Source organism: Streptomyces sp. NPDC028910 (assembly GCF_055564955.1).
Genome location: NZ_JBVHVF010000028.1, coordinates 76,001 through 99,893, shown reverse-complemented (window position 1 = coordinate 99,893; position 23,893 = coordinate 76,001). Strand labels below are relative to the sequence as shown.

Below are 23,893 nucleotides of genomic sequence, written 5' to 3'. Positions count from 1 at the left end.
CCCCCCCCCCCCCCCCCCCCCCCCCCCCCCCCCCCCCCCCCCCCCCCCCCCCCCCCCCCCCCCCCCCCCCCCCCCCCCCCCCCCCCCCCCCCGGGGTCAGCCGTGCCAGGACCGCCACAGCGCCGCGTACGCGCCGTCGGCGGCGACCAGCTCGTGGTGCGAGCCGAGCTCGCTGATCCGGCCGCCCTCGACCACCGCGATCACGTCCGCGTCGTGCGCGGTGTGCAGCCGGTGGGCGATGGCGATGACCGTACGCCCGTCCAGCACCCGGGCCAGCGAACGCTCCAAGTGCCGAGCCGCCCGCGGGTCCAGCAACGAGGTCGCCTCGTCCAGCACCAGCGTGTGCGGGTCCGCCAGCACCAGCCGGGCCAGCGCGATCTGCTGCGCCTGCGCCGGGGTCAGCGCCGTGCCGCCGGAACCGACCTCCGTGTCCAGACCGGCCTCCATGGCCCGCGCCCAGCCGTCCGCGTCCACCGCGGCCAACGCCGCCCACAACTCCGTGTCCCCGGCGCCCGTCCGCGCGAGGCGGAGGTTGTCCCGCAGCGAGCCCACGAACACGTGGTGCTCCTGGTTGACCAGTGCCACGTGCTCGCGCACCCGCTCCGCCTGCATCCGCGACAGCCGCGCCCCGCCGAGGGTGACCTCGCCGGTCCGGGGCGCGTAGATGCCCGCCAGCAGCCGGCCCAGGGTGGACTTGCCCGCCCCCGAGGGCCCGACCAGCGCCATCCGGGTGCCAGGCGGCACGGACATCGACACCTGGTGCAGGACGTCCACACCCTCCCGGTAGCCGAAGTGGACCTCGTGCGCCCGGACGTCCCGGCCGTCGGGAGTCACCTTCGCGTCCCCCGCGCCCGGTTCGATCTCCCGTACGCCCACCAGGCGGCCCAGCGAGACCTGGGCGATCTGCAGTTCGTCGTACCAGCGCAGGATCAGACCGATCGGGTCGACCAGCATCTGCGCCAGCAGCACGCCCGTGGTCAGCTGCCCGACCGACATCCATCCGCGCAGCACGCAGTAGCCGCCGATCATCAGCACCGAGCCGAGGATCGTCATGAACGTGACGTTGATGACGGGGAAGAGGACCGTCCGCAGGAACAGCGTGTACCGCTCCCACGCCGTCCACTGCTTGATCCGCCGCTCCGACAGCGCGATCCGCTCCGGCCCGAGGCGGTGCGCCTCGACCGTGCGGCCCGCGTCCACCGTCTCGGTGAGCACGGCCGCGACCGCCGCGTAGCCGGCCGCCTCCGAGCGGTACGCCGACGGCGCCCGCCGGAAGTACCAGCGGCAGCCGATCACCAGCACCGGCAGCGCCACGAGCACGGCCAGCGCCAGCGGCGGCGCGGTCACCGCGATCGCCCCGAACAGCAGCCCCGCCCACACCACGCCGATGGCCAGCTGCGGCACTGCCTCACGCATGGCGTTGGCCAGCCGGTCGATGTCCGTGGTGATCCGCGACAGCAGGTCACCGGTACCGGCCCGCTCCAGCACGCCCGGAGGCAGTCCCACCGACCGCACGAGGAAGTCCTCGCGCAGATCGGCCAGCGTCTCCTCGCCCAGCATCGCCCCGCGCAGCCGGACCAGCCGGACGAAGAACGTCTGGACGGCCAGCGCCAGCGCGAACAGCAGCGCAGCGCGCCCCAGATGGAGCTCGCGCGCCCCCGACGCCAGATCGTCCACGATCCGGCCGAGCAGGTACGGGCCGACCATGGAGGAGATCACCGCGACCGCGTTGACGCTCACCAGCACCACGAAGGCACGCCGATGGCGCCGGAACAAGCCGCGCACATAGCCCCGTACGGTCGCCGACGTGCCCACGGGCAGGGTCGCGGCCGACTCGGGGGCCGCCGGATCGTACTCCGGCGGCGCCACGCCGATCATGCGGATTCCTCGATCTCTGTGAGTGCTTCTTCCAGCTCTGTCAGTTCGAGCCCGGCCAGCCGCTGTTCCTCGTCCGTCTCGCGGGTGACCACCGCCCGGTACAGCGGCTCGCGGTGCAGCAACTCGCGGTGGGTACCCACCGCGGCCACCGTGCCCTCGTCGATGAGTACGACCCGGTCCGCGCGGTCCAGCAGCAGCGGCGAGGAGGCCAGTACTACCGTGGTGCGCCCGGCGCGCAGGGCCGCGACCGCCTCCGCGATGCGCGCTTCGGTGTGCGAGTCGACCGCGGAGGTCGGCTCGTCGAGCACCAGCACCTCCGGGTCGGTGACCAGGGACCGCGCCAGCGCCAGGCGCTGGCGCTGCCCGCCGGACAGTGACCGGCCGCGCTCGGTGATCCGGGCGTCCATCGGGTCCTCGACCCCGTCCGGCGCCGACTGCAGCAGCGCGTCCAGGACGTCGGCGCACTGGGCCGCGCCCAGAGCGGCCGCGGACTCGACCGCTCCGGAAGCCGGTACGTCGAACAGCTCCCGCAGCGTTCCGGACAGCAGCACCGGATCCTTGTCCTGTACGAGGACCAGTGTGCGCGCGGTGTCCAGTGCGAGTTCGTCCAGCGCGACGCCGCCGAGGAGCACCGACGGCCCGCCGGTCTCCGCGTCCCCGTCCATGGGGTGGCCGCCGAGGCGTTCCGCGAGCCGGCCCGCCAGGTCCGGGTCCCCGCACACGACGGCCGTGAACCGGCCCGCGGGGGCCAGCAGCCCGGTCTGCGGGTCGTACAGGTCGCCTCCCGCGGCAGGTGCCTGCGGTGCCCCGGCCCGCGCGGGCCGCTCGTCGGCGTCCGTCCGGGTCAGCGACAGCACCCGGGCGGTCCGCTGGGCGGAGGGACGCGAGAAGGAGTACGCCATGGCGATCTCCTCGAAGTGCCGCAGCGGGTAGAGCAGCGTCGCCACCGCGCTGAAGGCCGCGACGAGTTCGCCCACCGCGATGCGCCCGTCCACGACGAGCGTGGCGCCGTACCAGACCACCGTGATCAGCAGCGCGCCCGGGAGCAGCACCTGGATCGCGGAGATCAGCGCCCACATCCGGGCGCTGCGGACGGCAGCCTTGCGGACCTCCTGGGAGGCCTCGCGGTAGCGGCCGAGGAAGAGCTCCTCACCGCCGATGCCGCGCAGGACGCGCAGGCCCGCCACGGTGTCGGAGGCCAGCTCGGTGGCCTTGCCCGCCTTCTCCCGCTGGATGTCGGCGCGTCGGGTGGCGCGCGGCAGCAGCGGCAGCGAGGCCACGGCGATCAGAGGCACGCCGATGGCCACGACCACGCCCAGCTCGGGTGCGTAGAACAGCAGGCCGACACAGACGAGGACGATGGCGAAGACGGCCGCGAGGAAGCGGGAGACCGCCTCGACGAACCAGCCGATCTTCTCCACGTCGCCCGTGGACACCGCGACCACCTCACCCGCGGCGACCCGCCGGGTCAGGGCGGAGCCCAGTTCGGCCGTCTTGCGCGCGAGCAACTGCTGCACGCGAGCGGCGGCGGTGATCCAGTTGGTGACGGCCGTGCGGTGGAGCATGGTGTCACCGACCGAGATGGCGACGCCGATCAGTACCAGCAGTCCGCCGACGAGCAGCAGCCGGTCCGGGTCGCGGTCGACGACCGCGTCGACGCCCAGGCCCACGGCGTACGGCAGCCCGGCGATGCCGGAGAAGTGCAGCAACCCCCAGCACAGGCTCTTGAGCTGTCCGCCGAGTTGACCACGCCCGAGCCACAGGAGGAACCGGGGGCCTGACCGAGCGTCGGGTACCCCCGGATCCGGATACGGAAGATCGCTGATCTGCATGACGCCCCATGACTGGTCGAGTGGTTCAAACCGTGCAAGGTTCGCCTTCCGGACCGGCGCCGGGCAATCGATTTTCCGTCGGCCGAGTACTGCAGCGAAGAGGTTTGCGGCCCCGGGTGACGATGTAATGCCTGGTCACGGGGGCGCGCACACCGGCGCTCAGGGGCGGCTGGCGCGCTCCAGTTCGAGCAGAGCCGAAGAGTAGCTTCGCCCCGTCGCCCGGTCCATGCCCACCTCGCACATCCGGTTCGCCGACAGATGCGCGTCGAAGGGCCGCGCCGTCACCTCCGCGGCCTCGCGCGCCGTCGCCGAGGCCGTCAGCTCCGGGTGCAGCATGCCCCGGTCGCCCGCGAAGGCGCAGCAGCCCGCGTCGTCCGGGACCACCACCTCCTCGGCGCACGCCTCCGCGACCGCCCGCAGCTGCGCCTCGTCGCCCAAGTGCCGCATCGAGCAGGTGGGGTGGAGCACGGCCGAGCCCACCGTACGCCGGATCTCCAGGTGCGCCAGCAGCTCTTCCGCGGCCCACACGATCGAGTCGACGATGCGCAACTGCGCGTGCAGCGCCCGGTTGGCCTCCGTCAGGTACGGGACCACCTCGTGCGCGATGCCCAGGGTGCAGGAGGAGGCGTCCACGACCAGCGGCAGCCGCCCGCCGGCCGTCCAGCTCCAGGCCGCCTCGACGATCCGGTTCGCCATCACCCGGGTTCCGGCGTCGTAGCCCTTGGAGTGCCAGATCGTGGCGCAGCAGGTGCCGTTCACGTCGCGCGGGATCCAGACAGGCTTCCCGGCCCGCTCCGACACGGCCACTACGGCTTCCGGCAGGGAGGGGCCGGGCCGGCCCGCCGGGCCGCCGAAGATCCGGTTGACGCAGGCCGGGTAGTACACCGCCGCGGCGCCCACCCGCCGCGTCACGGGCAGCTTCCGCGCGGCGGCGCCGGGGATCTGCGGCAGCCACTGCGGAACCAGGTCCGGTCGTACGGCCTTGCGCGCGGCCCCCGTGACCGCCTCGAGCAGCCGGTCCCCGATCCGGCCGGCCAGCCGCGCGCCCAGCTGGTCGGCGGCGGCCACGGCCAGCCGGGCGGCGGCCTCGACGGTCCGGAACCGCCGCGCGGCCAGCGCGGCCGTGGCCTCCTCGCGCGCGCTGTGCCGGCGGTGGCGGAAGTCCTTCATCAGCGCCCCGGTGTCGATGCCGACCGGGCAGGCGAGCTTGCAGGTGGAGTCGCCCGCGCAGGTGTCCACCGCGTCGTAACCGTAGGAAGCGAGCAGTCCGTCCAGCACGGGGGAGCCGGGCTGCTGGCGCACCATCTCGCGGCGCAGCACGATCCGCTGGCGCGGAGTGGTCGTCAGGTCCTCACTGGGGCAGGTCGGTTCGCAGAAGCCGCATTCGATGCAGGGGTCGGCCACCGCCTCCACCTGCGGAATCGTCTTCAGGCCGCGCAGGTGGGCCTGCGGGTCGCGGTCGAGGAGGACGCGCGGGGCGAGCACCCCGTCCGGGTCGACGACCCGCTTGGTGCGCCACATCAGCTCGGTGGCCCGGGGGCCCCACTCCAGTTCCAGGAAGGGGGCCATGTTGCGGCCGGTGGAGTGCTCGGCCTTCAGGGAGCCGTCGAACCGCTCCACGGTGAGCCGGCAGAAGGCTTCCATGAAGGCCCCGTACCGCTCGACGTCGGCCGGGGCGGCGGCGTCGAAGGCGAGCAGGAAGTGCAGGTTGCCGTGGGCCGCGTGACCGGCGACGGCCGCGTCGAAGCCGTGCTCCGCCTGGAGTTCGAGGAGCGCCTCGCAGGCTTCTGCCAGCCGGGACGGCGGTACGGCGAAGTCCTCGGTGATCAGTGTGGTGCCGGGGGCGCGGGCTCCGCCGACGGCGGTGACGAAGGCCTTGCGGGCCTTCCAGTAGCCGTTGACGGCCCGGGGGTCGCTGGTGAAGGCATTGGTGACCGAGGCCACCGGGGCGACCAGGTCGAGCCCGGCCAGGACCTCCGTGGCACGGCGCGCGCAGGCCTCCCGGCCCGCCGCGTCCGGAGCCCGGAACTCCACGAGCAGTGCGGTGGTCTCCCGGGGCAGGTCCGCCCAGTCGGCGGGCACCCCCGCGACGCTGACCGAGGCCCGCAGGGTGTTGCCGTCCATCAGCTCGACGGCGATCGCGCCCGCCTCGTTGAAGAGGGGCACGGCCGCGGCCGCGGCGGGCAGCGAGGGGAAGAACAGCAGGGCGGAGCAGAGTTCGCGGTCCAGCGGAAGGGTGTCGAAGACGACCTCGGAGATGAAGCCGAGGGTGCCCTCCGAGCCGACCATCAGCCCCCGCAGGATCTCGACGGGGGTGTTGCCGTCCAGGTAGGCGTCGAGGCGGTAGCCGGTGGTGTTCTTGATCTCGTACTTGGCGCGGATCCGGGCGACCAGGGCGGGATCGGCCTCGATCTCCTTCTTGATCTCCATCAGGCCGTGGCACAGGGCAGGTTCGGCGCGCGCCAGCTCCTCGTCGGCGAGCGGGTCGGCCGTGTCCACGACGGTGCCGCCGGGCAGGACGAAGGTGAGGGAGGAGAGCGTGCGGTACGAGTTCCTCGTGGTGCCCGCGGTCATGCCGGAGGAGTTGTTGGCCACGACCCCGCCGAGGGTGCAGGCGATGGCGCTGGCCGGGTCGGGGCCGAGGATCCGGCCGTGGCGGGCGAGAGCGGCATTGGCCCGCAGCACGGTGGTGCCGGGCCGGATCCGGGCCCGCCGGCCCTCGTCCAGCACCTTGATCCCGGCCCAGTGGCGGCGTACGTCGACCAGGATGTCCTCGCCCTGGGCCTGCCCGTTGAGCGAGGTCCCGGCGGCGCGGAAGACGACCTCGCGCTGGCGGCCGTGGGCGTAGGAGAGGACCGCGGAGACGTCGTCGATGTCCTCGGCGATCACCACGACCTGGGGGACGAAGCGGTAAGGGGAGGCGTCGGAGGCGTAGCGGACCAGGTCGGAGACCTTCCACAGCACCTTGTCGGCGCCCAGCAGCTCGGTCAGCTCCGTGCGCAGCGGCTCCGGGGTGCCGGAGGCCCGGTGCCCGGGGACCCGGTCGGGGGCGGGGCCGCTGATGCTGCGCGGGCGCAGGGCCCCGGGCTTCGGTTCCAGCAGCGGCATGTGCGACCCCTCGCCTCATCGCGGCCCGCGCAGGCGCGGCCTTCCACTCAGCAGCTGCGCTCCGCCGGGGCGTCCGACAGCGCGTTCAGCAGGCCGCCGAGCACTTCGCGCTGGCCTGCGGTCAACGGAGCCAGGATCTCCTCTGCCGCGTCGGTTCGCGCGTTGCGCAGACGGCGCAACGTGGCGCGACCGGTGTCGGTGAGCTCGATCCTGATGACCCGGCGGTTCGCGGGATCGGGCGCTCGCCGCACGCACCCGGCCGCCTCCAGGCCGTCCACGAGGGTGGTCACCGCACGGGGCACGACCTCCAGGCGGGTGGCGAGATCCGCCATCCGGGGTGGCTGCTCGCCCTCGTAGTGCGAGACGAGGCGCAGCAGCCGACTCTGGGCGGGAGTGATCCCGAGCGGCACCATGTGGCGCTTCTGGATCCGGTGGAGCCTGCGCGTCAGGCGCAGGAGCTGTTCGGCGAGGAGGCGATCGGTGTCGGAGGCCGAAGCGGTGTCCGAGCCGGATGCCGAGGCGGAGGCGGAGGTCGAGGTGGAGCTCATGCGGGAACGATATCAGGACCCCGTTCATTGTGAGTATAGGTAACAATGACCTATGCTCCCATGGCATCGACCTCCTGACCCCGAGAGGGTGCCCATGCCTCACGACGAACCGAAGTGGACCCCGTCGAAGGATCCTCTAGACCCCGGCCGGCCCGCCCCGGCGGAGCAGCCGCGGGAGCTGCGCCGCATCGTGGGGCTCTTCCGGCCCTACCGCGGCAGGCTCGCCGTCGTCGGTCTGCTCGTCGGCGCCTCCTCACTGGTCGGCGTCGCCTCGCCGTTCCTGCTCAAGGAGATCCTCGACGTCGCGATCCCGCAGGGCCGCACCGGCCTGCTCAGCCTGCTCGCCCTCGGCATGATCCTCACCGCCGTCGTCACGAGCGTCTTCGGTGTGCTCCAGACCCTGATCTCCACCACGGTCGGCCAGCGCGTCATGCACGACCTGCGCACCGCCGTCTACGCCCAGCTCCAGCGGATGCCGCTGGCCTTCTTCACCCGGACCCGCACCGGCGAGGTGCAGTCCCGCATCGCCAATGACATCGGCGGTATGCAGGCCACCGTCACCTCCACCGCGACCTCGCTCGTCTCGAACCTGACGGCCGTCATAGCCTCCGTCGTCGCCATGCTCGTGCTCGACTGGCGGCTCACCCTCGTCTCGCTGCTCCTGCTGCCCGTCTTCGTGTGGATCAGCCGGCGGGTCGGCCGCGAGCGCAAGAAGATCACCACGAAGCGTCAGAAGCAGATGGCCGCCATGGCCGCGACGGTCACCGAGTCGCTGTCGGTGAGCGGCATCCTGCTGGGCCGCACCATGGGCCGCTCCGAGTCCCTCACCTCGGCCTTCGCCGCGGAGTCGGAGAAGCTCGTCGGCCTCGAAGTGCGTTCCAGCATGGCCGGGCGCTGGCGGATGTCCACCATCGGCATCGTCATGGCGGCGATGCCCGCGCTCATCTACTGGGCCGCCGGCATAGCCCTCCAGACGGGAGCCCCCTCGCTCTCCGTCGGCACCCTCGTCGCCTTCGTCACCCTCCAGCAGGGCCTCTTCCGGCCCGCCGTGAGCCTGCTGTCGACGGGTGTGCAGATACAGACCTCGCTCGCGCTGTTCGCCCGCATCTTCGAGTACCTCGACCTGCCGGTGGACATCACCGAGCGCGCGGACGCGGTGCGGCTGGACCGCGCCAAGGGTGAGGTCACGCTGGAGGACGTGCATTTCACGTACGACGCCAAGAGCGGTCCGACCCTCTCGGGGATCGACATCACGGTCCCGGCCGGCGGCTCCCTCGCCGTGGTCGGCCCGACGGGCTCCGGCAAGAGCACCCTCAGCTATCTGGTGCCCCGGCTCTACGACGTGACCGGCGGACGGGTCGCCCTCGACGGGGTGGACGTGCGCGACCTCGACTTCGACTCGCTGGCCCGTTCCATAGGCGTCGTCTCCCAGGAGACCTACCTGTTCCACGCCTCGGTCGCGGACAACCTGCGCTTCGCCAAGCCGGACGCCACCGACGAGGAGATCACCGAGGCGGCCCGCGCGGCCCAGATCCACGACCACATCGCGTCCCTGCCCGACGGGTACGACACCTTGGTCGGCGAGCGCGGTTACCGGTTCTCGGGAGGCGAGAAGCAGCGCCTGGCCATCGCCCGCACCATCCTGCGGGACCCGCCGGTGCTGATCCTCGACGAGGCCACCAGCGCCCTCGACACCCGTACCGAGCATGCCGTCCAGCAGGCCATCGACAACCTCTCCGCCGGCCGCACCACCATCACCATCGCGCACCGCCTCTCCACCGTCCGCGATGCCGACCAGATCGTGGTCCTGGACGCGGGCCGCATCGCCGAGCGTGGGACCCACGAGGAACTGCTGGAAGCGGACGGCCGGTACGCGGCCCTGGTCCGCCGGGACCGGGACGCCGTGCTGTCGCCGGAGCCGCCCGAGGGCGTCCAGCTGGCTCCGGTGAATGTGTGACCGTAACCGAAAGCCGGAGCGAAGGGCAGAAGATCATGCCACGGCGGCCGCGGCCCGTTCGCGGGTCAGCAGTCGGCGGATCTCGCGGACCGCGGCGCCGCCCGCGCGGTTCGCGCCGATGGTCGACGCCGACGGGCCGTAGCCGACCAGATGGATCCGCTCGTCGCGCACGGCCCGGGTCCCCTCGACCCGGATGCCTCCGCCCGCCTCGCGCAGGCGCAGCGGGGCCAGGTGATCGACCGCCGCGCGGAACCCGGTGGCCCACAGGATGACGTCCGCCTCGACGCGGTCCCCGTCCGCCCAGACGGCGCCCGTGCCGGTGATGCGGTCGAAGAGGGGCCGACGGTCCAGTACTCCCGAGGCGAGACCGGCCCGGACCGCCTCGTTGAGCGGGAGTCCCGTCACGCTGACCACGCTCTGCGGGGGCAGTCCCCGGCGCACCCGCTCGTCCACCAGCGCCACCGCGGCCCGGCCCTCGGCCTCGCCGAAATCCCCGTCGCGGAAGACCGGCGGCCGCCGCGTCACCCAGGTGGTCTCCGCCGCCACCTCGGCGATCTCCAGCAGGTGCTGCACCGCCGAGGTGCCACCGCCCACGACGATCACCCGCGCCCCGGCGAACTCCTGCGGTCCCGGATAGTTCGCGGTGTGCAGCTGGCGGCCGCGGAAGGTCTCCTGGCCCGGATAGCGCGGCCAGAACGGCCGGTCCCAGGTCCCGGTGGCGTTGATCAGGGCGCGGGCCGACCAGATGCCGTCCGAGGTCTCCACGCGCAGCCGTCCGGCGTCCCCCTCCCGTACGGCCGACACGTCGACGGGGCGCCGTACGCGCAGGTCGAAGCGGTCCTCGTACGCGGTGAAGTACTCCCCGATCACCTCGGACGACGGCCGCAGCGGGTCGGCGCCCGTCAGCTCCATGCCGGGCAGGGCGTGCATCCCGTGGACCCTGCCGTAGGTGAGCGAGGGCCAGCGGAACTGCCAGGCCCCGCCCGGGCGGGGGGCGTGGTCCAGGACCACGTGGTCGAGCCCCGCCCGCGCCAGGTGGTACGCGCTGGACAGGCCTGCCTGCCCGGCGCCGATGACCACCACGTCCACGTCCCGCGTCGCATTGTTCACGGTTCTACTAACTCGTCGTCGTAGCGGGATCTTCCCGCTACGACGACGAGGCCGCCCGGCGGAGCGTCGCCAGGACCGGCCCGACGGGCTGCAGTGTGAGCCCGGGGAACACCTCGGCTCGCCCGCTCCCGCTGTCGAGGTGGAACCGCTGTCCCAGTACGGCCAGCACGAGCGCGGCCTCCACCAGCGCGAACCGGGCCCCCAGACAGGCCCGCGGGCCGCCGCCGAAGGGGAACCAGGCGTGTTCGGGCACCGGATGCGGGGCGTCCGCGTCCCACCGCTCGGGGCGGAAGGCCTCCGGGTCCGGGAACCACCGCTCGTCCCGGTGCATCGACCAGGCCGACCGGTCCGCCGACCGAACCGGTGGGCCGTCCGATGGGCCGCCCGGCAGACCGTCCGTCAGGCGGTCCGGCTGCGCGCCGTCAGCCAGCCGTGCGCCGCCTCCGCGCTGAACTCCGCCTGTCCGCCCGGGAAGAGGAGCCCGGCGGACGCGAAGGCCGGGTCGCCGGCGATGTCCGTCGCGTACGGGATCGCCACGCAGTCCATGCCCGCGGCGCGGGCGGCCAGGGCCCCCGGCGTCGCGTCCTCGACGACCACGCAGTCGGCGGGCTCGGCGCCCAGCCGGCGGGCCGCCTCCAGGAAGACGTCCGGAGCGGGCTTGCCGTGCGCGACCTCCTCGGCGGAGACCACCGTGGTCAGCAGCGCGTCCAGGCCGGTGCCCGCCAGTACGGCGTCGATCGCCTCGCGCGAGGAGCCGGAGGCCACCGCCATCGGCACGCCCCCGGCGTACAGCCGCTCGACGAACACGCGCATCTGCGGGAAGACCTCGGTGCGGGTACGGGCCAGCTCCAGGTAGGCGGCGTTCTGCTCGGCGAGCAGCTGGGCGACCGGCGCCCGGATCCCGTACCGGTCCTTGAGGATCCCCAGTGTCTCCAGCGTGCCTATGCCGATGAAACGGGAGTGCTGCTCCCACGTGAAATCGGGAACCCCGTGCCGCTCCAGGGTGCGGCGCCCGGACTCGTAGTAGTTCGGCTCGCTGTCCACGAGGGTGCCGTCGAGATCGAAGATGACGGAAATCATCCGCTGTGCCCGTTCCGTCCGCCCGGCCGCGCATGCCTGGTCCCGGCCATCCTGTCAGCCCTTGCGCGCGCCGGCATTCCTCCCCACGGACTCGACCAGCGGCAGCAGCCGGTGCGGGACCCGCTCGCGCAGGGCCACCTCCGTACGGGTGCGGACCACGCCCGGCAGCTGGATCAGCCGCTGGATCACGTCCTCCAGGTGAGCGTTGTCCCGGGCCGCCACACGGGTCAGCAGGTCACCGCCGCCGGTGATCGAAAAGGCCTCGATGATCTCCGGTACGGCGGCCAGCGCGTCACCCACGTCGTCCAGGTGCCCCTGGGTGACCTCGATGTGCACGAAGGCCAGCACCGGGTGCCCCAGCGCGGCGGGGGAGAGCACCGGCCCGGTCCCGGTGATCACACCGGTGCGCTCCAGCCGGTCCAGCCGGGCCTGCAGCGTGCCGCGCGCGACGCCGAGGATCCGGGCGTATTCGCGGACGCTGGTGCGCGGCTGCTCGATCAGCAGGCGCAGGATTCTGGTGTCGAGCTCGTCCACCGCCATGCCGCGACTGTACCAATGGCCCAGTTCGCCCGGCATGCGGCATGCGGCGTGCGGTGCGGCAGCCGGAAGGCCCGGTACCCACGGCGCCGACCTGCCGGAAGGCATAGGGTCCGAAGGGTGAGTGACCTGTTGCTGGTGAGGCACGGCGAGACCTCCTGGAGCGCCGACGGGCGGCACACCGGACGCACCGACGTGCCGCTGACCGCGCGCGGGGTCGAAGAGGCCATCTCACTGGCCCCGTTCTTCCAAGACCGGCACCCGGCCCTGGTACTGACCAGCCCGCTGCGCCGGGCCGTCACCACGGCCGAACTCGCGGGGCTCAAGGGCGCGGGCACGGACCCAGACCTGTACGAGTGGGACTACGGCGGTTACGAGGGCGTCACCACCGCGGAGATCCTGCGGACCACGCCGGACTGGTCCCTGTGGACCCACGGCGTCCCGCACGGCGACCCGGCCCACCCCGGCGAGAGCGCCGCCGAGGTGGGCGCCCGCGCGGACCGCGTCCTGGCCCGGGCCGCCCCCGTGCTCCGCGCCGACCGCGGCAACGTGGTGCTCGTCGCCCACGGTCACTTCCTGCGCGTCCTCACCGCCCGCTACCTGGGCCTGGAGCCCGCGGACGGCCGGCTGTTCCTGCTGGCCACCGGCACCGTCAGCGTGCTCTCCACGGAGCACGGCCTCCCGGTGGTCGCGGGCTGGAACACCCGACCCTGACCGGGTGGCTCCACCTCGCGCGGCGCTGCCGCGTGCGTGACCATGCGTACATGAGCCAGGACGGTGCGGCGGGTGACGGCGCGGCGGGTGACGGCCCCGGGACGGGGACCGAGGAGGCGGGGCTCAAGGCCAACGCGATCGGGTTCCTCGACGCGCTCGTCATCGGCCTGAACTCCACCTCGCCGGCCTACTCCCTGGCCGCCGTCATCGGGCCGATCGTGGCCCTCGTCGGGATCTACGCGCCGGGCGTCATGCTGGCGTCCTTCGTACCGATGGTCCTCATCGCCGCCGCCTTCTACTACCTCAACAAGGTCGACCAGGACTGCGGGACCACCTTCTCGTGGGTCACCCGGGCCATGGGCCCCTGGGCGGGCTGGTTCGGCGGCTGGGCCATCGCGATGACCGGAGTGCTCGTCATCGGTTCACTGGCCGACGTCGCCGTCCACTTCGGCCTGCTGGCGGCGGGCCTCGAAAGCTGGGCCGCCAACGACGTCGTACGGCAGTCCCTGGCCGTCCTCGTGATCCTCGTCATGACCGCCATTTGCGTCATCGGCACCGAGCTGTCGGCCCACCTCCAGGACATCCTCATCCTCGCCCAGGTCTTCTTCCTCCTGACCTTCGCGGTGGTCGCCATCTACCGGATCTACGCCGGCACCAGCACCCTCGACTCGCTGGAACCGTCCATCAGCTGGCTCAACCCCTTCGGGGCCGGCGGCGCCGCCCTCACCGGCGGCCTGCTGCTCGGCGTGTTCATCTACTGGGGCTGGGAGTCCGCGGTCAACCTCACCGAAGAGGTCGAGCACTCCGCCACGGCGCCCGGCAAGGCCGGAATCTGGTCGACGGTGGTCCTCCTGGTGACCTACCTGTCCGTGGGCTTCGCGGTCGTCGGCTACTCCGGCACCGCCTTCCTCGCCGAGAACGCGGCCGAGGAGGAGGCCCTCTTCGCCGTACTCGCCCACGAGGTCATGGGCGGCTGGGACTGGGTGGTGCTCGCCGCCGTCTGCACCTCCGCGCTCGCCTCCACCCAGACCACGATCATCCCCGCCTCCCGCACCGCCTTGTCCATGGCCCGCCGGTACGCGCTGCCGCCGCCGCTCGCGCACATCCACCCGCGGTTCCGCACGCCGGACGTGAGCACGTGGTGGGTGGCCGGCATCGCCATCGGCTGGTACCTCGTCGTCAATCAGATCAGCGAGAACGCACTCCTGGACTCGCTCACCGCCCTCTCCCTGCTCATCGCCTTCTACTACGCGCTCACCGGGCTCGCCTGCGCCGTCTACTACCGCCGCCACCTGCTGGAGAACGCGCACAACCTGCTGCTCATCGGAGTCGGCCCGGTGCTCGGCGCCGGCCTGCTGACCTGGCTGCTGGTGGAGTCGATCGGCGACATGTCGAACCCGGAGAACTCGGCCAGCGGCGTCTCCTGGTTCGGGCTCGGCCCGCCGCTGGTCATCGGCATCGCGATCGCCGTCGTCGGGCTGCTCGTCATGTGCGTCTGGCGGGTACGGGACCGCAGGTTCTGGCAGGAACGGCGCGGCGTGGCCGACCCGGCACTCGTCCACGCCAGGAAGCGCTGAGGAGTCCCCGATGTCCGTGGTCCTCGGCTACGACGAATCGCCCGGCGCGGAACGGGCCCTGCGCGTGGCGCTGGAGGTGGCCGCCGCGTTCGGCGAGCCCCTCGTCCTCGTCTACGGCGCGGCCGCCCCGGGCCCCACCGGCGAGGAGTCCCGCTCCCACCGGGAGGCCGTCCGCCAAGCGGGCCGCAGCGCCCTCGCGCACGCCGTCGAGGAGGCCGACGCGGCCGGCGTGCCGTCGACGGTCGAGGTGGTCGACGAGAAGCCGGCCCAGGCCCTGCTGGATGCCGCCGAGCGCCACCACGCCCGGGTCATCATCGTCGGCAGCTGGGGCGACAGCCCGCTCCGCGGCGCCCTGCTCGGCTCCACCCCGCACAAGCTGCTGCACCTCTCACCGGTGCCCGTCCTGTGCGTGCCGACGGAGGACCTCCCGGAACGCTGACCCCGGCGAGCCGTGTCCGCACGGCCGGTCCCGTGGGCACCCCGTGGTCGGTACCCCATGGTCCGTTGGCCTCCCGGTGGCCGAGAATTCCCGAGCCGGACTGGACCAATGGCCCAGTATCCAGGGGTCCACTTGAGCCAATGCCGCTGCGGATGCTTATCTGTGGTGTATCCATGTACTTTCGGCGCCGCGCAGCGCCGGACGGCAACGAGGCCGGTTCCGGAGCGCGGCGCCTTCGCCGTGCCCGTCCGCCGCCCACCACCCCCGGGCGGACGCCGGGCCGGCGCGCACCACGCAAGGGGGGCGGCACACCGCCGTGAAGAGGATGTTCGTGGCTCCGGATCCGGGGCGTATGAGGCTCAGGACCTCGGCTCGCGCGGTGATCGGCGTCTGCGCCGCCGTCGCCCTCGCCGAGCTGTGCGGTCTCTCCCTGAGCGCCTCCATCACCGGGGGACTGGCGGCCCTGCTCGCCCTCTTCACCGTCACCGACGCGACCGTGCGCCGCCAGACGGTCACCACCGCCCTGCTGCCGGCCGCCGGATTCCCGGTCCTGGCCCTCGCCACCACCCTGCACGGCGTCCCCCTCGCCCGGGACGCGGTCTTCGTCCTCGTCGTCTTCTGCGGGGTCTACGCCCGCCGCTGGGGCCCGCGCGGACACGCGCTCGGGATCTTCGCGTTCATGAACTTCTTCATCACGCAGTTCCTGCACGCCGTCCCCGGCCAGCTCCCGGAGCTGTACGCCGCCGTGGTCCTGGCCCTGGCCGCCGCCGGCGCCGTGCGGTTCCTGCTCTGGCCCATCGAGCGGCGTACTCCTCCGCCCGCCGCACCCGCACCACTGCCCGGGCGGGGACTGGCCCGGCCCACCACGCGCCAGGCCTTCCAGGCCACCGCCGCGTGCGCGGTCGCCCTCGCGATCGGGCAGGCGCTCTCCGAGGACCGCTGGTACTGGGCCGTCGGCACCGCCTGGTGGATCTTCGTCAACACCGCCTCGCGCGGAGAAACCCTGGTACGGGGCTTTCGCCGCGTGCTCGGCACCGTCGTCGGCGTGGCCGCCGGCGTGCTGATCGCCATCCCGCTGAACGGCGCGCCCGCCCCCACCGCCGCCCTGGTGGCCGTGTGCGTCTTCGCGATCTTCTACACGGCCCCGGTCTCGTACAGCTGGATGATCCTCGCCGTCACGCTGATGGCAGGGCTGCTCTACGGCCTGCTGGGCGTGCTGGATCCCGGCCTGCTCGTGCTGCGCCTGGAGGAGACTGCCGTCGGCGCGGTGTGCGCCGCGCTGGCCGTGATCCTCGTCCTGCCGGTCACCACCCACGCCACGAACGACGCCTGGATCCAGCGCGCGCTGCACTGCGTGCACGCGGCCACGGCGCAGGCCGCCGCCCGCCTCGCCGGCTCCCCGACGGCCGACCCCGCGCCGCACGCGGCCGAGCTGGAGACCTTGCTGGCCCGGGTCCGGATGGCGCTCGCGCCGCTGGTCCACCCCCTCAGCCCGTTCCGTGCCCGCAAGGCCCGCGCCGGCCAGGTCATCGCGCTGCTCGACGACTGCGCCCGTGAGGTGCGCGGGCTCGTGGCCGTCGCCGCCGACCCGGACGCGAGCCACGACGCCCGCCTCGCCGCGGCCTGCTGGCGCGTCGAAGCGGCGGTGGAGGCGCTGACCGCCGAGGAACCGGGACGGAGCGGACCCACCACGGCGCGCGACATCGTGCCGCACATCCCCGCCACTGAGCCCGCGCTCGCCCATCTGCAGGGCCTGGAGCGGGCGCTCGCCGAACTCGCCACCCCGCTGGGCACCGACCCGCGGGCGCCGTTCGTGGTCAGCGCCTGACCAGTCCCTCCGAGGCCGCCGCCAGGCCCGCGGGCAGCCGGCCGGTGGTGTGCACCACCCCGAGGGCCTGGGTGGCCCGGGTCAGCGCCACGTACAGGTCGCTCGGCTGGAAGTCGGCCGGCTCCACCACGATCACCGTGTCGAACTCCAGCCCCTTGGCCTGGCGCGGATCCAGCAGGACGACCTCCCGGGTCAGATCCGGCTCCGCGCCCTCCCGTACCCCCGGCAGCACGGCGGCCAGCTCCGCGTGCCGCGCACGCGGAGCGATCACCGCGAGCCGTCCCTCGGCCGGCAGCTCCCGCCGCACAGCGCGCGCCAGCGCCCCCGCCAGGTCCCCGGTCGCGCACACCCAAGGCCGCACCCCGGTGCTCCGTACCGACCGTGGCGGTTCGAAGCCGGGATCGCGCTCTCGCAGTACGGCCGCCGCCACCTCCATGATCTCGGCCGGCGTACGGTAGTTGACCCCCAGCCGGACCAGCTCCCAGCGCTCGCCCACGTAGGGGGTGAGGATCCGCTCCCACGAGCCGCAGCCCGCCTCGTCGGCGGTCTGCGCCGGATCGCCGACCAGCGTCATCGAGCGGGTCGGGCAGCGCCGCATCAGCAGCCGCCACGCCATCTCCGACAGTTCCTGCGCCTCGTCGACGATGACGTGCCCGAAGGCCCAGGTGCGGTCGGCCGCGGCCCGCTCGGCGGCGCTGCGGTGGTCGGCCTCCTCCTGGCGCTCGGCCATCCGCTCCGCGTCGATGATGTCGTGGGCCGCGAGGAACTCGCTCTCCTCGTCCTCGAACTCGTACGACTGGGAGCCCTCGGACAGGTCCAGCACCCCTTGCGCGTACGCGATGCGCTGCTGCCGCTCCCGCTCCTCGGCGGCCCGCCGGGCGCCGTCGTCCTCCCCGAGCAGCTCGGCCGCCTCGTCCAGGAGCGGCACGTCGGCCGCGGTCCAGTCCGGCCGCGGCGAGGGCGCGCGCCGGATCAGCTCCGCCTCGTGCGCGGGCAGGTGCGTGGGCTCCGCCAGGAAGTCGGAGACCAGCCGCTCGGGGGTGAGGGAGGGCCACAGCGAGTCGATCGCCGCGTGCACGGCGGGACTCATCGCGATCTCCTTGCCGAGCTGGACGACCTCGTCCGAACCGAGCAGGTTGGGACCACCGTACGGATCGGCCCCCAGCCGGTCGGTGAGCTGCGCGGTGAGCGCGTCGATGACCGAGAAGGCGAAGGAGGGGCGAGCCTGGTTGTGCGGCAGCCCGGTGGCCCGGGCCCGGTCCCGCGCCTCGTACGCCATGGTGCGGTCCAGCAGCAGGGTCCCGTAGTCGTCGTGGTCGATCTCCAACGCGGGCTCGGGGACCGTGTCGTACTCCTCGCCGGTTCCCGACGGCACGGTCTCCGGCAGGCACTGCCGGTCGGCCACGACCCGGGCGAGGACCTCCGCCATCGCGGCCCGGCCCTTCACCGCGGCGGCCCCGGGGCGGTCGGCGCCCGTGGCGTGCACGCCGGGGAAGAGCTCGCCGGGGGTGGAGAGCAGCACGCCCGTCTCGCCGAGCGCCGGGAGCACCTGGCCGATGTAGCCCAGGAAGGCCGGGCCCGGTCCGACGATCAGCACCCCCCGCTTGGCGAGCAGCTCCCGGTGCGCGTACAGCAGGTACGCGGCGCGGTGCAGCGCGACCGCGGTCTTGCCGGTGCCCGGACCGCCCTCGACGACCAGCACCCCCCGGTGCGTGGAGCGGATGACCCGGTCCTGCTCGGCCTGGATGGTGCGCACGATGTCGTGCATGCGGCCGGTGCGCGCGGCGTCGAGCGCGGCGAGCAGCACGGCGTCCGCGTCGGCGCCCTCGTGCCCCGTGCGCTCCGCGTCCGTCAGGTCGAGGATCTCGTCGTGCAGAGCGGTGACCTCACGGCCCCGGCTGCTGATGTGGCGGCGGCGGCGCAGTCCCATGGGCGTGTGGCCGGTGGCGAGGTAGAACGGCCGGGCCACCTCCGCGCGCCAGTCCACGACCAGCGGCGTCCGTTCCGCGTCGTCCGCGCGGATTCCGATCCGGCCGATGTGGTGGTCACGGCCGTCGGAGAACTCCAGACGGCCGAAACACAGGCCGTTCTCACCCGAATTCAGTGCGGACAGCAGGCCCGACTGCTCGGCGACCAGGACATCACGCTCCAGCCGGGCCTGAAACCCGGTTCCGGCATCGCGCAAAGCCCCCTCCACCGCACGTTCGGCCTGGTCACGCAGGTCGTCGAGGCGCCGATAGAGGTCGGTGACGAATTGCTGCTCTTTCCGGAATTCCTCGGTTGACAATTGCACTCCTGCCGCGATACAGTGTCGTCTTAGCGTTGCTTTGTGATGTCGTTTTCCATGAAGTCGCGAACCATCAAATATACGCTCTCTCATCCCTCGGCAGCGAATTCGGCCGGGGGATTTCTTGCGTACGGTGGATCTCATGACCACCGCACACGGCTCCGCCGCCGGAATCGTCTACCGCCCCGCCCGCCCCGAGGACGCGGGCGCCATCGAGGCCCTGGACGGCTCCTTCACCACCGCCACGGTCTTCGAGGTGTCCCCCTCCGACGACGGCTTCGGCTTCCTGCTCCGCGAGGTCCCCGTCGACCCGCCCGTGTTCAAGATGTTCCCGCCCGAGGAGCACGACGAGCAGGGGTTCGGCGGCGACGCGGGCTCGGAGGCCGACGCGCGCACCTTCGTCGCCCTCGACGGCGGCCGGGTGTGCGGCTTCGCCGCCGTCGGCTACGCCGGCTGGAACCGGCGGCTGACGATTGAGGACATCGAGGTCTCGCCCGGCCACCGGGGCCGTGGCATCGGCCGCGCGCTGATGGAGTGCGCCGCGCAGTTCGCCCGAGAACGGGGCGCGGAGCAGCTGTGGTTGGAGGTCAGCTCCGTCAACGCTCCCGCCGTGCACGCCTATCGGCGCATGGGATTCACCTTCTGCGGCCTCGACACCACCCTGTACGACGGCACGCCCGCCGCCGGCGAGCAGGCGCTCTTCATGAGCCGGCCCTGCCACTGACCGGCCCGCGCCACGGCGCCGCACGGATGTTCAACCCAGGGACTGCGCCGGATCGTACGCCCCACCGACCCCTGTGCGCCGTCGGATCTGGGAGGATCACCCGGAGGAGTGCTCCGGCGGCGCAGGCCGGCACGGCGCTGACCTGCGGCAGGTACAACGGATAATTGTTCATTGCACATTCATCCGGCACGTGCAGGGTGGATCTGGCCGGACAGGGGGTAACCGCCCGGAATGGAAATTCTTCAACAGCGCTCCACCACCGCTCAGGTGTGGGAAGCGGCCGAGGAGTTCATCCGACTCTTCCACCGCGAGAACGCGGACGCCGGTGACCCACGGGCCCGGCTCGCCGCCGTGCGGGCCGAGCTAGCGGACACCGGAAGCTACGTGCACACCCCCGAGGAGCTGGTCCACGGGGCGCGCGTGGCCTGGCGCAACAGCAACCGCTGCATAGGCCGGCTCTACTGGAACTCGCTGCGGGTGCGCGACCGCCGCGGGCTCACCGACGCCGAGGACATCGCCGCAGAGTGTTTCGAGCACCTGCGCGAGGCCACCAACGGCGGCCGGGTCAGACCCACGATCACGGTCTTCGCCCCGGACGCCCCGGACCGCCCCGGCCCGCTGATCTGGAGCGAGCAACTCGTCCGGTACGCCGGCTACGGCGACCACCCCTCCATAACCGTCGGCGACGCCCGCAACGCCCCGCTCACCGAGGCGCTGCTCCAGCTCGGCTGGGCGGGCGGCTCCGGTACCCCCTTCGACCTCCTGCCCCTGGTGGTCCAGGGCGTCGACGACAAACCCCGCTGGTTCGACACCCCCGCGGACGCCGTCCTGGAGGTGCCGATCGACCACCCCGACGACGACGGCTGGGCGGACTGGGGACTGCGCTGGCACGCCGTACCCGCCATCTCCAACATGTGCCTGGAGATCGGCGGCATCCACTACCCGGCCGCGCCGTTCAACGGCTGGTACATGGGCACCGAGATCGGCGCACGCAACCTCGCCGACACCGACCGGTACAACCTCCTGCCCGCCGTCGCCCGCCGCCTCGGTCTGGACACCTCCACCGATCGTTCCCTCTGGAAGGACCGGGCGCTCGTCGAGCTCAACCGGGCGGTCCTGCACTCCTTCGACCGGGCCGGCGTCACCATCGCCGACCACCACACCGAGTCCCGGCGCTTCCTGTCCCACATGGAACGGGAGCAGCGCAAGGGACGTGAGGTAGGTGCGGAGTGGTCCTGGATCGTGCCGCCGATCTCCGGTTCCGCGACCCCCGTCTTCCACCGCACCTACGACGACCGCCAGAGCAGTACGGCGTACGTCCATCACCCGGGCGCGCGGGAACGGGCGGAAGGACGGGACTTGGTCTAGACCTTCTGTTACGGTCGGCTCCGAACGGATCCGGACGGCGGAAAGGGCATCCCGTGGGCGGCGCGAACAGTACGGACCAAGGCGGCGGACACCGGGCCTACATCGGCTCGTTCACCTCGGGGGGCGGCCGCGGTATCACCACCGCGGCCGTGGATCCGCTCACCGGAGCGCTGACTGCGCTCGCCACCACCGACGTCTTCCCCGATCCCTCCTGTCTCGCCCTCGCCCCGGACACCGGGGTGCTCTACGCGGTGAGCGAGACGGAACCGGGCGCCGTGGGCGCCTTCCGGCCCACGGCCGAGGGGCTCGCGGTTCTGGGCCGGGCGGTGCCCGTCGACGGCTCGGGCCCAACCCATCTCAGCGTCCGCGGGCGCCGCCTGCTGACGGCCAACTACACGTCCGGGAGCGTCAGCAGCCTGCCGCTCGCCGCCGACGGCAGCCCGAGCGGGCCCGTCAGCGTCCTCGCCCATCACGGCTCCGGCCCCGACGCCGAACGGCAGCAGGCCCCGCACGCCCACCAGGTGCTGCCCGATCCGACCGGCCGCTGGGTGCTCAGCGTGGACCTGGGCACCGACTCGGTACGGGTCTGCGCGCCGGACCCGGCCACGGGGGCGCTCACGCTCCACGCCGAGACCGTCCTGCGCGCGGGGAGCGGACCCCGCCACCTCGCCTTCCACCCCGACGGCACGGTGCTCTACGTCCTGCACGAGCTGGAGCCACAGCTGACCGTCTGCCGCTGGAACGCGGCCTCGGGTGAACTGGAACCGGTCGGCGAGGTTTCGCTCGCCCCTGCGGGCGCTCCAGGGGCCGCACGGGACTACCCCTCGACGCCCGTGGTGTCGTCCGACGGGCGCTTCCTCTGGGCGGCGGTGCGGGGCTCCAACGTCATCGCCACCTTCTCGCTCGCCGACGCGCCGGAGAAACCGCAGCTCACGGACACAGTGGACTGCGGGGGCAGCTGGCCCCGGGACCTCGTCGCCGACCCGTCGGGGCGCCGGCTGTACGTCTCCAACGAGTGGTCGGGGAACGTCACCTGGTTCGACGTCGACCCGCTGACGGGCAAGCCCGGCCGTGCCGGGCGGCTGGAGGTGCCGGCCGCCGCCTGCGTGGTCTTCGGCTGACCTCCGCGAGCGGCCGCACACGACGAGGGCCCGCCTCCCGGACTTCCGGGGCGGGCCCTCGTACGGTCTGTCCGGGGCCTCAGTGCGCAGCGGCGCCCTGGTCGATCCCGAGGGCCGCGGAGTACTGCGCGACGGCCAGCTTGCCGAGCGCCGGGTAGGCGCCGAGCACCTCGGCCGCGGCGCAGTCGGCCTCCTTGCAGGCGGTGTCCAGCAGCCCGTCGGCGGCCTCCGGGCCGATCAGGTACGGGGCCAGCGCGAGCTGCGTGGAACCCTCGCGGCGCAGCTGCTCGGCGACCGCGGCCACCGAGCCCTCCTCGTCCAGCGCGGCCGCCTTGACGGGCACGGCGAGCCGTGCGGCGAGCAGCATGCCCGTGATCCCGGCGGCCTGGACGGCCTCCTCGCCACCCGTGGTGGCCAGCACGATGCCGTCGGCGGCGGTGGTCACGGTGAAGAGCCGGGCGCGGTCGGCACGCGCTAGACCCGCCTCGGACAGCCGCACGTGCAGGCCCTCGGCGAGCAGCGGGTGCGGGCCGAGTACGTCGGCCAGCTCGGCGGCGGCCGAGGAGTCCATCAGGCCCTGGCGGACCCGGCGGAGCAGATCGCCGTCCGGACCGGCCAGCAGCGGCACGACCACGGCGTCCGGGCCGGTCGGCGCGGGCACCTCGTGGCCGGCGGCGCGGGCGAAGTCCGCGCGCGCGGCACGCTCGGTCGCGACGGCGGTCAGCACGCCGGACAGGGACGGGAACTCGGAGGCGTCGTCACCGTCGAGGAAGCCGATCCGGGCGTCGAGGCCCGGCAGCTCGGAGCGGCCGATGCTGATGATCTCTTCCGCGAGCCCCCGCGAGGCGGCCGAGGGGGCACCGGGCACGGCGAGCACCAGCGCGGGCGCGCCCTCGGGCGCCGCCGCGGGCTCGGGCCGGCGGTGCCGTCCGGTCTGGCGGGGTCGCGGCATTCGTACGGGCAGGCCATTTGCGGGCCCAGTGGGGGAGCTCATGGCGCCGCATGCTACTGGCTTATCGGAAGCAGGTGTTCGGGCAGGGCCTTCTCGGGCGGCATCTGTCCGTATTTATCCGGTGAATATCAGATACGCTCAACTGACGGACGGCAAGCGCCAGTCCACAGGCTGTGAACCTTGGCCCACCAGCAACTCGTTCGTCCGGCTGAACGGCCTGGAGCCGAAGAACCCGAAATCGGCGGACTTGGGGGACGGGTGGGAGGACTCCACCACGGGCAGGTCGCCGAGCAGCGGCCGCAGATTGCGGGCCGCCCGGCCCCAGAGGATGGACACCAGTGGCTTGCCGCGCGCGGCCAGCGCCCGGATCGCCTGGTCGGTGACGGCCTCCCAGCCCTTGCCCTGATGCGCGTTCGACCGGCGGGGCGCGGTCGTGAGCGAGCGGTTGAGCAGCAGCACCCCCTGCCGGGTCCACGGCGTGAGGTCGCCGTTCGCGGGCCGGCCCGTCCCGAGGTCCCGGTGCAGCTCCAGGAAGATGTTGTCGAGGCTCGGCGGTACCGGCCGCACGTCGGGCGCCACCGAGAAGGACAGGCCGACCGCGTGCCCGGGGGTGGGGTACGGGTCCTGGCCGACGATCAGGACCTTCACCTCGTCGAAGGGCTGCTGGAAGGCGCGCAGCACATTCGCCCCGGCCGGTACGTAGGTTCTCCCCGCGGAGATCTCCGCGCGCAGGAAGTCGCCCATGGCGGCGATCTGCCCCGCCACCGGCTCCAGAGCCCGGGCCCAGCCCGGCTCGACGATCTCGTTCAACGGTCGCGCTGCCACGGTGGATC

General features: G+C 73.1%; 19 protein-coding genes. 8 read left to right on the top strand and 11 right to left on the bottom strand.

What is annotated here, in order from left to right; all coding sequences use genetic code 11:
- Positions 1-96: 96 nt before the first annotated feature.
- The 4 genes from ACZ4TV_RS27870 to ACZ4TV_RS27855 form a co-directional block, all read right to left on the bottom strand.
- Positions 97-1,878: an ABC transporter ATP-binding protein gene (locus ACZ4TV_RS27870; RefSeq protein WP_468137761.1), complete on the bottom strand. Its 1,782-nt coding sequence runs from the start codon at positions 1,876-1,878 to the stop codon at positions 97-99.
- The gene (locus ACZ4TV_RS27865) at positions 1,875-3,710 is read right to left on the bottom strand and encodes an ABC transporter transmembrane domain-containing protein (RefSeq protein WP_468137760.1); all 1,836 of its coding nucleotides are present in this window, start codon (positions 3,708-3,710) and stop codon (positions 1,875-1,877) included. The genes ACZ4TV_RS27870 and ACZ4TV_RS27865 overlap by 4 nt, the downstream gene beginning before the upstream one ends.
- 159 nt (positions 3,711-3,869) lie before the next feature.
- Positions 3,870-6,818 (bottom strand): FAD-binding and (Fe-S)-binding domain-containing protein, encoded by a 2,949-nt coding sequence (locus tag ACZ4TV_RS27860; RefSeq protein WP_468137759.1) that lies wholly within the window; start codon positions 6,816-6,818, stop codon positions 3,870-3,872.
- Positions 6,819-6,865: 47 nt separating this feature from the next.
- A complete protein-coding gene (locus ACZ4TV_RS27855) occupies positions 6,866-7,366 on the bottom strand; it encodes a MarR family winged helix-turn-helix transcriptional regulator (RefSeq protein ID WP_468137758.1) in 501 nt (166 codons plus the stop codon).
- Positions 7,367-7,460: 94 nt separating this feature from the next.
- Between ACZ4TV_RS27855 and ACZ4TV_RS27850 the strand changes: the two genes are divergently transcribed.
- Positions 7,461-9,323 carry an ABC transporter ATP-binding protein gene (locus ACZ4TV_RS27850; RefSeq protein WP_468137757.1) on the top strand — a complete coding sequence of 621 codons (1,863 nt, stop codon included), beginning with the start codon at positions 7,461-7,463 and terminating at the stop codon, positions 9,321-9,323.
- Positions 9,324-9,356: 33 nt separating this feature from the next.
- Here the strand turns inward: ACZ4TV_RS27850 and ACZ4TV_RS27845 are convergent, their stop codons facing one another.
- The 4 genes from ACZ4TV_RS27845 to ACZ4TV_RS27830 form a co-directional block, all read right to left on the bottom strand.
- Positions 9,357-10,433: an FAD-dependent oxidoreductase gene (locus tag ACZ4TV_RS27845; RefSeq protein ID WP_468137756.1), complete on the bottom strand. Its 1,077-nt coding sequence runs from the start codon at positions 10,431-10,433 to the stop codon at positions 9,357-9,359.
- Positions 10,434-10,470: 37 nt separating this feature from the next.
- The gene (locus ACZ4TV_RS27840) at positions 10,471-10,764 is read right to left on the bottom strand and encodes a cytochrome P450 (RefSeq protein WP_468137755.1); all 294 of its coding nucleotides are present in this window, start codon (positions 10,762-10,764) and stop codon (positions 10,471-10,473) included.
- Positions 10,765-10,832: 68 nt separating this feature from the next.
- Positions 10,833-11,513 carry an HAD family hydrolase gene (locus ACZ4TV_RS27835; RefSeq protein WP_468137754.1) on the bottom strand — a complete coding sequence of 227 codons (681 nt, stop codon included), beginning with the start codon at positions 11,511-11,513 and terminating at the stop codon, positions 10,833-10,835.
- Positions 11,514-11,567: 54 nt separating this feature from the next.
- Positions 11,568-12,053 (bottom strand): Lrp/AsnC family transcriptional regulator, encoded by a 486-nt coding sequence (locus tag ACZ4TV_RS27830; RefSeq protein WP_468137753.1) that lies wholly within the window; start codon positions 12,051-12,053, stop codon positions 11,568-11,570.
- A 117-nt stretch (positions 12,054-12,170) separates the two neighbouring features.
- Between ACZ4TV_RS27830 and ACZ4TV_RS27825 the strand changes: the two genes are divergently transcribed.
- From ACZ4TV_RS27825 to ACZ4TV_RS27810, 4 genes are all read left to right on the top strand, one after another.
- The gene (locus ACZ4TV_RS27825) at positions 12,171-12,764 is read left to right on the top strand and encodes a histidine phosphatase family protein (protein ID WP_468137752.1); all 594 of its coding nucleotides are present in this window, start codon (positions 12,171-12,173) and stop codon (positions 12,762-12,764) included.
- A 50-nt stretch (positions 12,765-12,814) separates the two neighbouring features.
- Positions 12,815-14,341 (top strand): APC family permease, encoded by a 1,527-nt coding sequence (locus ACZ4TV_RS27820; RefSeq protein ID WP_468137751.1) that lies wholly within the window; start codon positions 12,815-12,817, stop codon positions 14,339-14,341.
- 10 nt (positions 14,342-14,351) lie between these two features.
- Entirely contained in the window at positions 14,352-14,780 is a 429-nt protein-coding gene (locus ACZ4TV_RS27815) for a universal stress protein (RefSeq protein ID WP_468137749.1), read from the top strand.
- A 325-nt stretch (positions 14,781-15,105) separates the two neighbouring features.
- Complete coding sequence (locus tag ACZ4TV_RS27810) at positions 15,106-16,608, top strand: FUSC family protein (protein WP_468137766.1); 1,503 nt, start codon at positions 15,106-15,108, stop codon at positions 16,606-16,608.
- Here ACZ4TV_RS27810 and ACZ4TV_RS27805 read toward each other — a convergent pair.
- Positions 16,598-18,895, bottom strand: a complete 2,298-nt coding sequence (locus ACZ4TV_RS27805; RefSeq protein WP_468137748.1) for a HelD family protein — start codon at positions 18,893-18,895, stop codon at positions 16,598-16,600. The genes ACZ4TV_RS27810 and ACZ4TV_RS27805 overlap by 11 nt on opposite strands.
- Positions 18,896-19,037: 142 nt before the next feature.
- Here ACZ4TV_RS27805 and ACZ4TV_RS27800 point away from each other — a divergent pair, with 142 nt between their 5' ends.
- The 3 genes from ACZ4TV_RS27800 to ACZ4TV_RS27790 all read left to right on the top strand — a co-directional run bounded on the left by ACZ4TV_RS27800 (position 19,038) and on the right by ACZ4TV_RS27790 (position 22,108).
- Positions 19,038-19,619 carry a GNAT family N-acetyltransferase gene (locus tag ACZ4TV_RS27800; protein WP_468137747.1) on the top strand — a complete coding sequence of 194 codons (582 nt, stop codon included), beginning with the start codon at positions 19,038-19,040 and terminating at the stop codon, positions 19,617-19,619.
- A 231-nt stretch (positions 19,620-19,850) separates the two neighbouring features.
- On the top strand, positions 19,851-20,987 hold the full coding sequence (locus ACZ4TV_RS27795) for a nitric oxide synthase oxygenase (RefSeq protein ID WP_468137746.1): 1,137 nt from the start codon (positions 19,851-19,853) through the stop codon (positions 20,985-20,987).
- Positions 20,988-21,040: 53 nt separating this feature from the next.
- Positions 21,041-22,108, top strand: a complete 1,068-nt coding sequence (locus ACZ4TV_RS27790; RefSeq protein ID WP_468137744.1) for a lactonase family protein — start codon at positions 21,041-21,043, stop codon at positions 22,106-22,108.
- 79 nt (positions 22,109-22,187) lie between these two features.
- On the opposite strand, the gene ACZ4TV_RS27785 is transcribed toward ACZ4TV_RS27790, so the two are convergent.
- Complete coding sequence (locus tag ACZ4TV_RS27785) at positions 22,188-23,102, bottom strand: sirohydrochlorin chelatase (protein ID WP_468137743.1); 915 nt, start codon at positions 23,100-23,102, stop codon at positions 22,188-22,190.
- Positions 23,103-23,198: 96 nt separating this feature from the next.
- Entirely contained in the window at positions 23,199-23,885 is a 687-nt protein-coding gene (locus ACZ4TV_RS27780; RefSeq protein WP_468137742.1) for a uracil-DNA glycosylase, read from the bottom strand.
- Positions 23,886-23,893 lie beyond the last annotated feature (8 nt).